The sequence below is a fragment of the Corallococcus sp. RDP092CA genome (genome assembly GCF_041903675.1).
GTDB lineage: Bacteria > Myxococcota > Myxococcia > Myxococcales > Myxococcaceae > Corallococcus.
Genome location: NZ_JAYESI010000002.1, coordinates 140724 through 153694 on the forward strand (window position 1 = coordinate 140724; position 12971 = coordinate 153694).

The 12971-nt window shown below is 71.7% G+C and carries 11 protein-coding genes; 1 reads left to right on the forward strand and 10 read right to left on the reverse strand.

The annotated features are described in order from the left end of the window. Positions 1–140 precede the first annotated feature (140 nt). From U8525_RS02935 to U8525_RS02965, 7 genes are read right to left on the reverse strand one after another with little or no spacing between them, the layout of a single operon-like run. Positions 141–866: an SDR family oxidoreductase gene (locus tag U8525_RS02935; RefSeq protein ID WP_374260848.1), complete on the reverse strand. Its 726-nt coding sequence runs from the start codon at positions 864–866 to the stop codon at positions 141–143. After that, entirely contained in the window at positions 856–2247 is a 1392-nt protein-coding gene (locus tag U8525_RS02940; protein WP_374260851.1) for an FAD-dependent oxidoreductase, read from the reverse strand. The genes U8525_RS02935 and U8525_RS02940 overlap by 11 nt, the downstream gene beginning before the upstream one ends. Next, entirely contained in the window at positions 2234–3511 is a 1278-nt protein-coding gene (gene kynU, locus U8525_RS02945; protein ID WP_374260853.1) for a kynureninase, read from the reverse strand. The genes U8525_RS02940 and kynU overlap by 14 nt, the downstream gene beginning before the upstream one ends. Next, on the reverse strand, positions 3508–4524 hold the full coding sequence (locus tag U8525_RS02950; protein WP_374260856.1) for an amidohydrolase family protein: 1017 nt from the start codon (positions 4522–4524) through the stop codon (positions 3508–3510). Before U8525_RS02950 ends, kynU begins: the two co-directional genes overlap by 4 nt. Beyond that, on the reverse strand, positions 4521–5045 hold the full coding sequence (gene nbaC, locus U8525_RS02955; protein ID WP_374260858.1) for a 3-hydroxyanthranilate 3,4-dioxygenase: 525 nt from the start codon (positions 5043–5045) through the stop codon (positions 4521–4523). Before nbaC ends, U8525_RS02950 begins: the two co-directional genes overlap by 4 nt. A gap of 1 nt (position 5046) precedes the next feature. Further along, a complete protein-coding gene (locus U8525_RS02960; protein ID WP_014393721.1) occupies positions 5047–5475 on the reverse strand; it encodes a RidA family protein in 429 nt (142 codons plus the stop codon). A gap of 16 nt (positions 5476–5491) precedes the next feature. Continuing rightward, a complete protein-coding gene (locus tag U8525_RS02965; protein ID WP_374260860.1) occupies positions 5492–6934 on the reverse strand; it encodes an aldehyde dehydrogenase in 1443 nt (480 codons plus the stop codon). Positions 6935–7117: 183 nt separating this feature from the next. Here U8525_RS02965 and U8525_RS02970 point away from each other — a divergent pair, with 183 nt between their 5' ends. Then, the gene (locus tag U8525_RS02970; protein ID WP_374260862.1) at positions 7118–7906 is read left to right on the forward strand and encodes a 2-keto-4-pentenoate hydratase; all 789 of its coding nucleotides are present in this window, start codon (positions 7118–7120) and stop codon (positions 7904–7906) included. Positions 7907–7909: 3 nt separating this feature from the next. Here U8525_RS02970 and U8525_RS02975 read toward each other — a convergent pair whose 3' ends face one another. The 3 genes from U8525_RS02975 to U8525_RS02985 form a co-directional block, all read right to left on the reverse strand. Further along, positions 7910–9058, reverse strand: coding sequence for a bestrophin family protein (locus U8525_RS02975; RefSeq protein ID WP_374260865.1), 1149 nt, complete (start codon positions 9056–9058; stop codon positions 7910–7912). 168 nt (positions 9059–9226) lie between these two features. Continuing rightward, positions 9227–11458, reverse strand: coding sequence for a hypothetical protein (locus U8525_RS02980; RefSeq protein ID WP_374260868.1), 2232 nt, complete (start codon positions 11456–11458; stop codon positions 9227–9229). Between the two features lie 91 nt (positions 11459–11549). Next, positions 11550–12836, reverse strand: a complete 1287-nt coding sequence (locus U8525_RS02985; protein ID WP_374260871.1) for a hypothetical protein — start codon at positions 12834–12836, stop codon at positions 11550–11552. Positions 12837–12971: the final 135 nt, after the last annotated feature.

The window sequence follows — 12971 nt, forward strand, 5'->3', positions numbered from 1 at the left end:
GGGCTCGGACGCGATGTGCTCAGCGCCCGCTTCGTCGCGTCCATGGCCTTCCCCCCGGGAGGCCACCGACGTCACTGCGATGTCCTCTCAACGCCCCCTTGCGGCAGGGGGCGGACCGTCCACTGACATGCCCTGATGCCTCAGAAGCCCCGCAGCGCTCCACCGTCGCAGGCGATGGACTGCCCGCTGATATACGCGGCCGGCTCCGACGCCAGGAACGTCACCAGCGCCGCGAACTCCTCCGGCCTCCCCAGCCGCCGCGCGGGGATGTTCGGCGCCACCTTCTCGTCGGACAGGCCCAGGTCCTTCATCCGGTCCGTCGCGTGGTAGCCCGGCAGCGCCGCGTTCACCGTGATGCCATACGGCGCCACTTCATTGCTCAGGCTCTTCACCAACCCGAGCAACCCCGCGCGCAGGCCGTTGGACACCGTGAGGTTGGTCATCGCCTCGCGCGCCGCCGTGGACGTCACCAGCACGATGCGGCCCCAGCCCTGCGCCTTCATGCCCGGCAGCGCTTCCTGGATCGCCTCCACCGTGGCCAGCCACAGGCTCTGGAACCCTGTCTGCCATTGCTCCACCGTGATGGCCTCGAAGCCGCCCGACGGCGGACCTCCCGCGTTCACCACCAGCACGTCCAGGCCGCCCAGCTTCTGCGTCACCTCGCGCACCAGCCCGCGCGCGGCCCCGGCCTGCGTCAAATCACACGGCACCGCCAGCGCCGCGCCCAGCTCCTTCGCCGCCTTCTGGAGCTTCTCTCCGCCGCGCGAGGACACCGCCACCGTCGCGCGCTCCTTCACCAGCGTGTCCGCGATGGCCCGCCCCAGCCCCGACGACGCGCCCGTCACCAGCGCGCGCCTACCCTTCAAGCCGAAATCCATCCGCGTGCTCCTCCATGAAAGGGGTCAGCCGGCCGCGAATCAGCTTCGCCGCCCGGTCCAGGTCCACGTCCTCGGGGCGCTTCAGCTCCCGCGCCAGCTCCGACACGATGCCGCCCGCGATGCTGCCCACCCCGTACGCCAGCCGGTAGGGCACCCGGCTGAAGCTCACCAGCGAGTAGCGGCTGACGAACTCGCCCGGGAACGCGTTGAGCAGCACCTTCTCCACGCCCTTCTCCAGCAGGAAGCGCGGATCCGCCGTGCTGTCGCGCATCTCGATGAAGTTCTCCACCGCCATGTCCGCGATGGCGTCCGCGTTCGTCTTGCGCAGCCGATGGAACTCACCGAACGCCGCCGCCCAGTCCGGCTGCTTCGACAAGAGCGCGTCCAGCACCACGCAGTCCTCGAAGCCGCAGTTCATCCCCTGCCCGTAGAAGGGCACCATGGCGTGCGCCGCGTCGCCCAACAGCAGCGTGCGCCCGCCCGCCTGCCACGGCGCGCACTTCACCGTCACCATGTGCCCGGTGGGCCGGGAGAAGAACTCCTCCGTCAGCCCTGGGATCAGCGCCTTCGCGTCCGGGAACTGCTCCTGGAAGAACGCCTCCAGCGCCGCGGGCGTCTGGAGCGACGCGAAGCTCAGCGGCCCCTCCCACGGCAGGAACAGCGTGCACGTGAAGCTGCCGTCTTCATTGGGCAGCGCGATGAGCATGTACGTGCCGCGCGGCCAGATGTGCAGCGCGTGCTTCTCCATCTGGAAGCGCCCGCCCGCGCCCGGCGGAATCGTCAGCTCCTTGTAGCCATGCCCCAGCGTCTGCGAGTCCGCCTGGAACCCCGGCTGGGACTGCATCGCCTGCCGCACCGCCGAACCCGCGCCGTCCGTGCCGAACACCACCGCGTCGCGCACCTCGCGCGTCGCGCCCGTGGCCTCGTCCAGCACCGTGAGCGTCCCTGACGCCGGCTCCGCCTGCGTCACCCGCTGGCGGAAGCGGATGGACACCCGGCCCGTCGCCTCCGCCTGTGTCATCAGGAACTGGTTCAACCAGCCGCGTGACAAGGAGTTGATGTGCTGCGAGTCGTCCTTCCCATACGGCTGGTAGGCCAGCGCGCCCTTCACCGGGTGGATGACCCGCCCGCGCATGGGGATGGCGTGCTTCAGCGCCTCCTCCTCCAGCCCCACCTGCCGCAGCGCATGCAGGCCGCGCGTGGAGATGGCCAGGTTGATGGAGCGCCCCGCGTCCACCGTCTCGCGGCGCATGTCCGGGCGGCGCTCCAGCACCTCCACCGTGTGGCCCCGGCGGGCCAGGTACAGCGAGAGCAGCGAGCCCACCAGGCCCGCTCCCACCACCGTCAGCTTCGGTTCATTCGAGGGCATGGGCCTCCAGCGCCTTCACGAAGCGGAAGACGTCCAGGTGCGTGTTGTAGAGGGGCGCGGGCGCGGCGCGGATGATGTCCGGCTCGCGGAAGTCGCAGACGATGCCGGCCGCGGACAGCCGCTGGAGCAGCCGCTTCGGCTCGCCCTTGAAGCGCAGCGACAGCTGCGCCCCGCGCTGCGTCAGGTCGCGCGGCGTGGTGATGGTGACGTACCCCGCGGGCAGCCGGTCCAGCAGGAACTCCAGGTAGCCCGTCAGCTGGTCGCTCTTGGCGCGCAGGGCGGACATCGTCGCCTTGTCGAACAGCTCCAGCGACGCGCGCAGCGCCGCCAACTGGAAGATGGGCGGGTTGGACAGCTGCCACCCCTCCGCGCCCGGCAGCGGGTCGAAGGTGGGGCCCATCTCGAAGCGCGTGGCCTTGTTGTGCCCCCACCAGCCCTCGAAGCGCGGCAGCTCGGGTGAGTGCGCGTGCCGCTCGTGCACGAACACGCCGCCCAGGCTTCCGGGGCCGCCGTTGAGGTACTTGTACGAACACCACACCGCGAAGTCCGGCCCGTCGTCGTGCAGCGACAGCTTCAGGTTGCCCGCCCCGTGCGCCAGGTCGAAGCCCACCTTGCAGCCCTGCGCGTGCGCCACGCGCGTGATCTCTCTCAGGTCGAAGGCCTGCCCGGTGAGGTAGTTCACGCTGCCCAGCATCACCAGCGCGAGCTCCCTCCCGTGCCGCTCGATGGCTTCGAGGATGTCCTCGGGGCGCAGCGTGTCCTCGCCCTCGCGGGGCGTCAGCCGGACGATGGCCTCCCTCGGGTCGTAGCCGTGGAAGCGCGCCTGCGACGCCACCGCGTACTGGTCCGACGGGAAGGCGCCGCCTTCGATGAGGATCTTGAAGCGCTCGCGCGTGGGCCGGTAGAACGACACCATCATCAGGTGCAGGTTCACCGACAGGGTGTTCATCACCACGACCTCCACGGGCTGCGCGCCCACCACGCGCGCCACCTGCTCGGTGAGCAGCTCGTGGTAGGGCAGCCACGGGTGGCGGCCATGCACGTGGCCCTCCACGCCCAGCCGCTCCCAGTCCTCCATCTCCATCTGCACGTACTTGCGCGCCTTGCGCGGCTGGAGCCCCAGCGAGTTGCCCGCCAGGTAGATGGTGGGCGCGCCGGAGGGGGCCGGGGGGAAGAGGAACTCGTCGCGCAGGGGCCGGAGCGGATCCTTCGCGTCCAGGCCGTAGGCGAACACGTCGCTGTTCTCGTAGACAGGGGCTGTCATCGTGCGAAGTCCTCGTGCGAGCGCCCCAGCCACTCCAGGGCATTTCGAGACAGCAGCCGCTCGCGCACCGCGGGCGCCAGGTCCGTCAGCGACTCGATGAGCGTGCCGGGCCGGTCCTCGCCCAGCGGGAAGGGGTAGTCACTGCCCAGCGCGACCTTGTCCGCGCCGAACAGCTTCACGATGGCGCGCAGGGTGTCCGCGTCATGCACCAGCGAGTCCACCCAGAAGCGGCCCAGGTAGTCGCGCGGCGCGACCGGGTTGTCCACGGCCACCAGGTCCGGGCGGACCTCGAAGCCGTGCTGGATGCGGCCCAGCGTGCCGGGGAACGCGCCGCCGCCGTGCGCGAACGCGAACCGCAGCTTCGGCAGCCGCTCCATCACCCCGCCGAAGATGAGCGAGCAGATGGCCAGCGACACCTCCGCCGGCATCCCCACCAGCCACGGCAGCCAGTACCTCGCCATCTTCGCCTCACCCATCATGTCCCACGGGTGCACGAAGATGGCCGCGCCCAGGTCGCTCGCCGCCTGGAAGAAGGGGAAGAGGGCCGGGTCGGACAGGTTCAGGTCGTTGACGTGGCTGCCAATCTGCACGCCCGCGAACCCCAGCGTGCGCACGCAGCGCTCCAGCTCCTGAATCGCCAGGTCGGTGGACTGGAGCGGCACCGTGCCCAGCCCCACGAAGCGCCTGGGCGACGTCGCCACCGCGCCGGCCAGGTGGTCGTTGAGGAAGCGCGCCACCTCCAGGCCGTCCTTCGGCTTCGCCCAGTAGCTGAACAGCACCGGGACGGTGGACAGCACCTGCACCTGGACGCCGTGCGCGTCGCACTCCGTGACGCGCTGGTGCGGGTCCCAGCAGTTGCTCTCGACCTCGCGGAAGAACTTGCCGTCGTCCCGCATCATCCGCGCGCGGCAGGGCGCGTGGTGGTCCAGCGTGATGAAGCCGCCGTAGCCGAAGCGCTCGGCGAAGCGGGGCAGCTCCGGGGGCAGGAGGTGCGTGTGGATGTCGACCTTCACTGGGGCGCACCACCCCGCGTCACCTTCGTGCCGCACCGCTTGCACGTGCAGTGGTCGGGGTTGCCGTAGAAGTGCTCGAACACCGGCGGCAGCTGCGTCACCAGGTTGGTGACGTGCAGCGACTCCTCATAGAGCTTCTCGCCGCACTTCGGGCACAGCCACAGGAACGAGTCCAGCTCCTGCGGCTGGCGGCGGCGCTCCAGCACCAGCCCGATGGTGTTCGGGGGCCGCTGCGGCGAGTGCGGCACCTTGGGCGGCAGGAGGAAGATCTCCCCCTCGCGGATGGGGATGTCCTGCACCTGCCCCTCGTCGATGACGCGCAGGGTGATGTCGCCCTCCAACTGGTAGAAGAACTCCTCGCCCTCGTTGACGTGGAAGTCCGTGCGCGAGTTGGGCCCGCCCACCACCGTGACCATGAAGTCCCGGTCCGCCCACACCTGCTGGTTGCCCACCGGCGGCTTGAGCAGGGGGCGGTGCTCGTCGATCCACTTCTTGAAGTTGATGGGGGTCAGTCGGCCCATGTCACTCGTCTCCAATCGTGGCGATGCACTTGAGCTCAATCGCGATGGGCGTGGGCAGCGCGTTGATTTCGAGCGTGGTGCGGCACGGCGGGTTGTCCTTGAAGTACTCCGCCCACAGCCGGTTGTACGTGGGGAAGTCCCGCTTCATGTCCGTGAGGTACACCGTCACGTCCACCAGCCGCTCCCAGGACGAGCCCGCGTCCTCCAGGATGTAGCGCACGTTGCGGAACACGGAGTGGCACTGCGTCTCGATGTCGTAGGAGACGATGTTGCCCGCCGCGTCCAGCTCCACGCCCGGGATGGCCTTGCTGCCGCGCTCGCGCGGGCCCACGCCGGACAGGAACAAGAGGTTCCCCACGCGGCGCGCGTGGGGGTAGAGCCCCACGGGCTCCGGGGCCTTCTTCGAATCGATCCGCTCGCCAGCGCTCACGTGTGGCTCTCCCCGCTCAAAGCTTGATGCAGACGTTCTTGGGCTCGGTGAAGAAGCGCAGCGCGTCCCAGCCGCCCTCGCGGCCCACGCCGGACTCCTTCACCCCGCCGAACGGCGTGCGCAGGTCGCGCAGCATCCAGGTGTTCACCCAGACGATGCCGCTGTGCAGCCGGGACGCGAACCGGTGCGCGCGCGTCAGGTCCTTCGTCCACACGCTGCCGGCCAGCCCGTAGCGCGTGGAGTTGGCCCACGACAGCACCTCCTCCTCGTCGTCGAAGGGCATGAGCGTCGCGACCGGGCCGAAGATCTCCTCCTGGTTCGTGCGGCACGTGGGCGCCAGGCCCTCCACCAGCGTGGGCTCCACGAACCAGCCGCTCGCGCAGCGGCCGGGCACGCTCGCGCGCTGGCCGCCGGTGAGGATGCTGCCGCCCTCCTGCTTCGCGAGCGCGATGTAGCCCAGCACCTTCTCGAAGTGCTCGCGCGACACCAGCGCGCCCTGGTCCGTGCCCTCCACCAGCGGGTCGCCCACCTTCAGGGCCTTCGTGCGCGCCACCAGCGCCTCCTTGAAGCGCGGATACAGCGAGCGCTGCACGAAGATGCGCGGGCCGCATAGGCAGATCTGCCCCTGGTTCGCGAACGACGAGCGCAGCGTGGTGGCCAGGGCCTCGTCGAAGTCGCAGTCCGCGAAGATGACGTTGGGGTTCTTGCCGCCCATCTCCAGGGACAGCTTCTTGAACGACGGCGCGGCCACGCGGGCGATCTCCGCGCCCGTGCGCGTGCTGCCGGTGAAGGAGATGGCGCTGACGTCCGGGTGGCGCGTGAGCGGCCCACCGACGTGCGGCCCCAGGCCGTGCACCAGGTTGAGCACGCCCGGCGGCAGCCCCGCGTCGCGGCACACCCGCGACAGGAGGTAGGCCGTCATCGGCGTCACCTCCGACGGCTTGGCCACCACGCAGTTCCCCGCCGCCAGCGCGGGGGCGATCTTCCACGTGAGCAGGTACAGCGGCAGGTTCCACGGCGAGATGCAGCCCACCACGCCCAGCGGCGAGCGCAGCGTGTAGTTGAGCGCCACGCCGTCCATGGGGTGCGCTTCGCTGGAGAACTGGGTCGCCGCGTCCGCGAAGAACTCGAGGTTGAGCACGCTGCGCGGGATGTCCACCGTGCGGGCCACCGACAGCGGCTTGCCCGTGTCGACGGACTCCGCCCGCGCGAAGGCGTCCAGGCGCTCCTGGAGGAGCCCGGCGATGCGGCGCAGGTAGCGCGAGCGCTCCATCGCCGGCAGGGCGGACCAGGCGGGGAAGGCCCGGCCCGCGGCCTCCACGGCGGACCGCACGTCCGCCTCGCGCGAGTCCGGCACGCGCGCATAGCGCTGGCCCGTCGCGGGCTCCGGCTTGTCCAGCCACTGGCCCCCCGCCGCGGGCACCAGCTCGCCACCGATGTAGTTGAGGACCTCTTCCAAGGCAGCGCCCTCCCAGGCAGACGCGGCAATGTATGTCGCGGCTGTCCATCGCCTCCAGGATTCCGAACGCAGGACGTCGGTTGGCGCTCGCTTGCGCGGCTGACCGGCGCTCGGTGTCACATGACCCGCTCCGAAGGTGAATCCTTGGTGGAATTGCGGGCCGGGCATGGAAAAGATTCGCGCATGACCTCGACAGTGGACGTGGCGGCCCTGGCTGGAATCCTGGACGCGGCGCGGCGCGAGCGGCGTGAGGTGCCGCCCCTGACGCACGCGCACCCGAACCTGACCGTGCCGGACGGCTACGCGGTGCAGGCGGAGGGCATCCGGCTGCGCGAGGCCCGGGGCGAGCGGGTGGTGGGCCTGAAGATGGGCTTCACGTCGGAGGCGAAGCGCCAGCAGATGAACCTGGGCTCGCCCATCTTCGGCGTGCTCACGGACCGGATGCGCGTGCAGGCCGGCGGCGTGGTGCACGTGGGCGCGGGCATCCACCCGCGCATCGAGCCCGAGATCGCCTTCCGCACGTCGAAGCCGCTCCAGGGCGCCGTCACGCGCGACGAGGTGCTGGACGCGTGCGAGGCCGTCTTCGCGGCGATGGAGGTGCTGGACTCGCGCTTCGTGGGCTTCAAGTACTTCAGCCTGCCGGACGTGGTGGCGGACAACGCGTCGTCGTCGCTGTTCGTGCCGGGCACCCTGGAGCGCGCCCCGCGCGAGCTGGACCTGACGAAGCTCCAGATGCGGATGGAGGTGAACGGCCGGGTGGAGGGCGAGGCGCGCTCGGACGCCATCTCCGGAGACCCGGTGGTGTCCCTCATCCAGCTCTGCGCGCTGCTCGCCGAGCGCGGCCAGGCGCTGCCCGCCGGGAGCCTGGTGCTGTCCGGCGCGGCCACCGCCGCGTACCTGATGAAGCCCGGCGACCACGTGCGGCTCACCGTGGACGGCCTGGGCTCGGTGGAGGTGACGGCGGCCGGGTAGGCCTCAGTACAGCAGGCCGTCCTTCGGCTGGACCGGCGGGGGCAGCTCGGCCTCGCCCAGCATCTGCCGCAGGTTGATCTCGATGGTGCGGCACAGCGCCGTCATGGGCGTGTCGCTGACGCCGTCCTCGAAGGGGTTCTCCACGTCGCGGCCCACCGCGTCCATGGCGACGAAGAGGAACGCGATGAGGGCGGTGACCAGCGGCGTGAGCACGCCCAGGTCCGTGACGATGCCCAGGGGCAGCAGCGTGAGGTACACCCGCACCATGGCGTGCGGGAGGATGTCGTACTGGCGGGGCAGGGGCGTGTTCTTGATGCGCTCGCACGCGCCCAGGTAGTCGGTCAGCGCGGTGAGCGTCTGGTCCATCGCCACGCGCAGGTACACCTTCTCCGGGTGGTCGATGTCGCTGTAGATGCGGCGGATGCGCGTGCTCATCCACAGGAGGATGGCGGCGGGCACGTTCTGCTCGACGCGCAGCGCCTCCAGCACGGACGGCCGGAAGAACGGGGTGATCTCCGGGAAGGGGTCCTGCCGCCGCAGGTGGCAGCGCAGCGCGTTCACGAAGCCCACCTGCGCGTAGACGAGCTCGCGCGCGTCCTCGGTGATGCCCTCGAACATGCCGGTGATGACGCCCCGGGGCGTCTCCATGCCCGGGTGGAGGAAGGTGGCCAGGTTCGCGCGGGGCGCGTCCGGGCCGCGCAGGTCGCGCGCGTGGCCGAGCGGGTCGCGCACCGCGCCGTCGCCCACCTTGGACCAGGCGGGCGCCAGCGCGGGCCCCTCCGGCTGCACGGCCATCTGGACCAGGCGGGACGCGGCGGAGGGCGTCTCCGGGGTGCCGTCACTGCGCCGCGCGCGGGGCGCGGGCAGGAAGGTCAGCACCTGCCGGGCGAGCGTCCGCGACGTATTCACCAGCCCGCCCCAGAGGGTGCGCGCCTCCCACCAGCGCTCGTAGGCGGAGTTGTTGCGGAAGCCGAGCAGCACGCCCAGCGCCGCGGCCAGCAGCGTCACCGGCAACGCCGGCACCGACAGCCACCTGGCGTTCAGCACCTCGTAGCCCAGCGAGATGGCCAGCGCGATGGCGATGTGCACGACGACGGGGCGCCCCGTGTAGCGGAGGATGATCCGCCAGGACAGCATCCGACCGACGATCATCTCCCGGGGCTCCTCCGCATGGGCCGCGCCGCTTGAGGAGCTGGAGGTAGTGATGCCCCCGCGTGGGGGCAATGCGGCGCGTCACCTTCACGACCTCCGCCCGGCCTGAAGTCGCCTCCGCGCGCCCGGGGACGTGCGGAAGCGGACGAAGGGGACGCGGGGGGCCCGTCAGGCCCGCGACTTGGTGAAGACGAGGTTCGCGCCCGTCCCCGGCACCGTCACGGTGAAGGTGCGCTCCACGGTGGCCAGGCCGTTGCCGCCGCGCGACGCCAGCTCCAGGAAGAAGGCGCCCGTGGCCTTCAGGTGGAAGGACTGGGCCCACGACTGGGACAGCGCCTTGAACGCGCCGTTGAAGACGGAGGGCGAGCGCTGCTCGTTGTTGCGCAGGTCCAGGAGGCCCGCGCGCAGGTCGCGCCACTTGGACACGGTGCCGGGGTTCTTCTGGATGACCTCCGCGAACGTCAGCATGCCGTTGCCCAGCTGCCCCTCGACGTACGCGAAGGGCCCGACGAGCGAGTGGTTCTTCAGGGTCGCGGCGGCCGTCCGCGCGGCGTCGGCGGCGGACCAGTTCTGCTCCAGGTACGCCTTCCACAGGGGCGCGTAGACGGACTCGCGCACGGCGGGCCGGTCGCGGCACGACACGCCGTACCAGGGCAGGGCCCGGCCCAGCGCGCGGGCGAAGGCGGAGGGGGCGTCCGGGTCGGCCGCGCGGGCGATGACGTCGCGCATCGTCCGGTTGTCCAGCTTCAGCTCCACCCGCGCCTCGAGCTCCTTGCCGCCGGCCGCGTCGCGGATGCGCCGGAGGACCTCCTCCTCCTCGGCGTCATCCAGCGCGCCCCAGACGATGGCCTCGTCCACGGCCTGGCGCAGCTCGGTGTCCGACAGCTTGCGCGCGTCGTGGGCCAGCAGCAGGTAGAGGCCCAGGTCGAAGTCCGCCACGGTGGGGGACTTGCGGAACTCCGCCATGTCCGCCTTGAAGTCCGCGGTCCAGTGCATGTACGGCGTGAGCAGCGCGCCGCTGTAGCTGCGCACGCCCAGGAACGAGATGCGCTGGGGCGCCTCCTTCTCCAGGCTGTTGCGCTGCACCACCTGGGTGAGCTCGCGCGTGTCGTTGCCGCCCAGCGCCCACCTGCCCAGCTTCAGCGAGAAGCCCCAGGCCCTGGACTCCTTGTCGACCTCCTTCAGCAGGCACTGCTCCAGCGCCATGCCCTCGTCCCGCATCTTCTGCATCGCGCCGTCCAGCCGCCCGGACACCAGCAGCGGGTGCAGGGCGCGGGCCTGGGCGTCGGTGCACACGGCGGCCAGGAGCGTGGTCTGCTCGCGCAGGCGCAGGTACTCGTAGCGGAAGCCCGCCTCGAACTTGGACTCCGCCAGCGCCTGGATGCGCGCGCGCACGTCCGCGCGGAGCTTCTCCCACTGCGCGCGCAGCGCCGTGGTGTCGGCCTCCAGCTCCTGGAAGCCCAGCCGGTCCAGGATGAGGCGCAGCACCTTCGCCTCGTCCTCCGACAGGCTGTGCGCCTCCAGCTTCGTCATCAAGGACTCGAAGCGGGACAGCGGCACCGACAGCAGCCCTTCGAGGACCTGCTCCACCTGGGCGACGACGGCGGACGGGTCGGTGAGGCTCGCCTCCACGTGGAGGCTGGCCGTCACGCCCGCCTCGCGCGCCACCCCCTTCTTCACCTGCACGCGCACCTGGCCCGCGGCGGGGCGGGAGAAGATGACGGCGTAGTCGTCCACCACCCTCACCCGGGCGGACACGGTGGCGCCCGCCTTGGCCTCGAAGGCGAGCAGGGTGCTGGCGGACAAGAGCTTCGTCAGCGTCTGGAGGTTGGAGGTGTAGACGTCCGTCCAGTCCAGCGTCGCGGTGACGGACAGCTCGCCGCGCGCCTGGAAGGCCATGGCGTCGCCCACGCCCAGCTTGTCCAGCGACGACGTGAGCAGGGGCAGCCGCAGGTTCGGCGCGTCCTCCTTCAGCGCGGCGCGCGCGTTCGTGTCCTGCGTGTGCCGGTGGTAGTCCGCCAGCAGCACGCGCACGTCGCCGTTGGCCGCGAGCGCCACGTAGGGCAGCGGGAAGCCGACCTCCGCCTTCACGCGCGCCTCCACGCCGTACTTCAGCCACGCCGGGTCGCCGCCGTAGACGAGCGCCGGGGCCAGCTGGGTTGTCGCGTCGCCCGGGGCCTCGCCCACCACGCCCGCCGCGTCCACGTCCGCCGGGGCGTCATAGCCCTCCACGAAGCCGCGCGCGGACACGTCGAACGCGAACGTCAGGGGGCCCAGCTGCTCTCCCGCGGGCAGCGCGTAGCTGGCGGTCGGCAATTCCACGCGGATGTCCGAGCCCTTGAGCGGCGCATCCGGCAGCACCTTCGACACCTCGTCCAGCAGCACCAGCTTCCACGACATGACGGCTCCCTCCCACGACGTCCACGGAAAGGCGGCATCGTACATCGCCGCCCCGTCGCGGGAGGCCGGACGTGGGGAGGGCGCGGCCGACTCAGGGCACGTCGTGGACCCGCTGGAGCGCGGGCGGGCCGTCCGCCCTCACGACCAGCGGGTCGGGCATCAACCCCTGCACGCACGAGTGGATTCGAGCCTGGGTCTCGTCCACGGGCTTGAGCACCAGCGACGTCGTCCGGGTGGGGAGCACGCGCGGCCACTGGCCCTTCTCCGCGCGGTCCGCGTCGACCTCCGCCAGCGCGATGAGGGCCTCGGAGCGCAGCGCGCGCAGCTCCAGCGCCTCCAGGTCCTCGGGCGACAGGCGCACCGCGGGGGCCTCTGCGTGGCGGAGGTGCTCACCGGCCCACCGGGCCTCCAGGGCCGCCAGCGCGCGGCGGCGCTCCTCGGCCGGCTGATCCACCACGGCGAGGAGGCGGTCCGCGTCCTCCACCCACTGATGCCACTGGAGCCGGCGCGACAGGGCCTCCGGCCGCGCGGGGGCGTCGAACCAGGTGGGCGGCAGCGCGGCGCGGCCGTCGTCGGAGAGCAGGTCGCGGAAGGCGTGGAGCTGCGCGACGACGGCCTCCTCGTGCAGCGCGAGGGACACCGGCGGGAAGCCCTCGTGCAGCCGGGTGAGCTGCGAGATGGCCTGACGCTTGCGGGGCAGCGAGGCCGCGTCGAGCGCGTCCGCGCAGACCCGCCACGCGCGCCCATGGCTGGTCGCGGACAGCCGCTGTCCCACGAGCCCGCCGCCCAGGGCCAGCTCCCGGCTGAGCGCGAGCGCGTCCACGCACGTGTCCACCGCGGGGTCCGCCTGGCCCCCCGCGACGAGCAGCCGCGTCTCCAGCGCCGCGTCCTCCACCACGTGGAGGAGCGCCTGGAGCAGCGCGTCCCGCCCCGGCACCGAGGGGCCGGCCAGCGGGCGCAGGTCCTCCGGGAGGCCGCCGGACTCCGCGTGGGTGGCGTCGAGCACCCGCCGCGTCAGCGAGCGGTCCCGCTCCAGGGCCTCCAGGCGGGAGGCGGGGAGGTCCGTCACCGGCGCGCGCCCCTCCGTCACCGCCTCCAGGGTCGCGGTCTCCGCGGCGGTGGGGACGGGGAGCCCGTGCGTCCGCGCGAGCAGCGCGGGCAGGAGCGGAGCCACCGCGTCCCCGAAGGTGCCGGGCCGCGCGGGGGTGACGTGCGCCGGGCGCGGGTGCTCCGCCTGCGTCAGCATGCCCACCTCCCGCAGGAGCCGCTCCTCCAGCGCGTCGGTCCGCAGGTGCTGGTACGCCAGCGCCCCGAGGCTCGCGAGGACGGACAGGGACACGCCTCCCATGAGGGCGGGGAGGGGGCGCTTCAAGGCCATCGGGAAGGGACTCCAGGAGGGGGGCCTGGAATCTCTCACGAAATGCCGGGGCCCCACAGCCTCCCTCCAGGGGAGCCGTTGTCCGGCGAGCAGGAGGCCCACCTCCAGGTCATGGCGCCTGTCAGGCCCGCTACC

Coding starts and splice junctions, on each gene's coding strand:
- U8525_RS02940 (WP_374260851.1), bottom strand. CDS start 2,247: ATGCCCTCGAATGAACCGAAGCTGACGGTGGTGGGAGCGGGCCTGGTG.
- kynU (WP_374260853.1), bottom strand. CDS start 3,511: ATGACAGCCCCTGTCTACGAGAACAGCGACGTGTTCGCCTACGGCCTG.
- nbaC (WP_374260858.1), bottom strand. CDS start 5,045: ATGGGCCGACTGACCCCCATCAACTTCAAGAAGTGGATCGACGAGCAC.
- U8525_RS02970 (WP_374260862.1), top strand. CDS start 7,118: ATGACCTCGACAGTGGACGTGGCGGCCCTGGCTGGAATCCTGGACGCG.
- U8525_RS02975 (WP_374260865.1), bottom strand. CDS start 9,058: ATGATCGTCGGTCGGATGCTGTCCTGGCGGATCATCCTCCGCTACACG.
- U8525_RS02980 (WP_374260868.1), bottom strand. CDS start 11,458: ATGTCGTGGAAGCTGGTGCTGCTGGACGAGGTGTCGAAGGTGCTGCCG.
- U8525_RS02985 (WP_374260871.1), bottom strand. CDS start 12,836: ATGGCCTTGAAGCGCCCCCTCCCCGCCCTCATGGGAGGCGTGTCCCTG.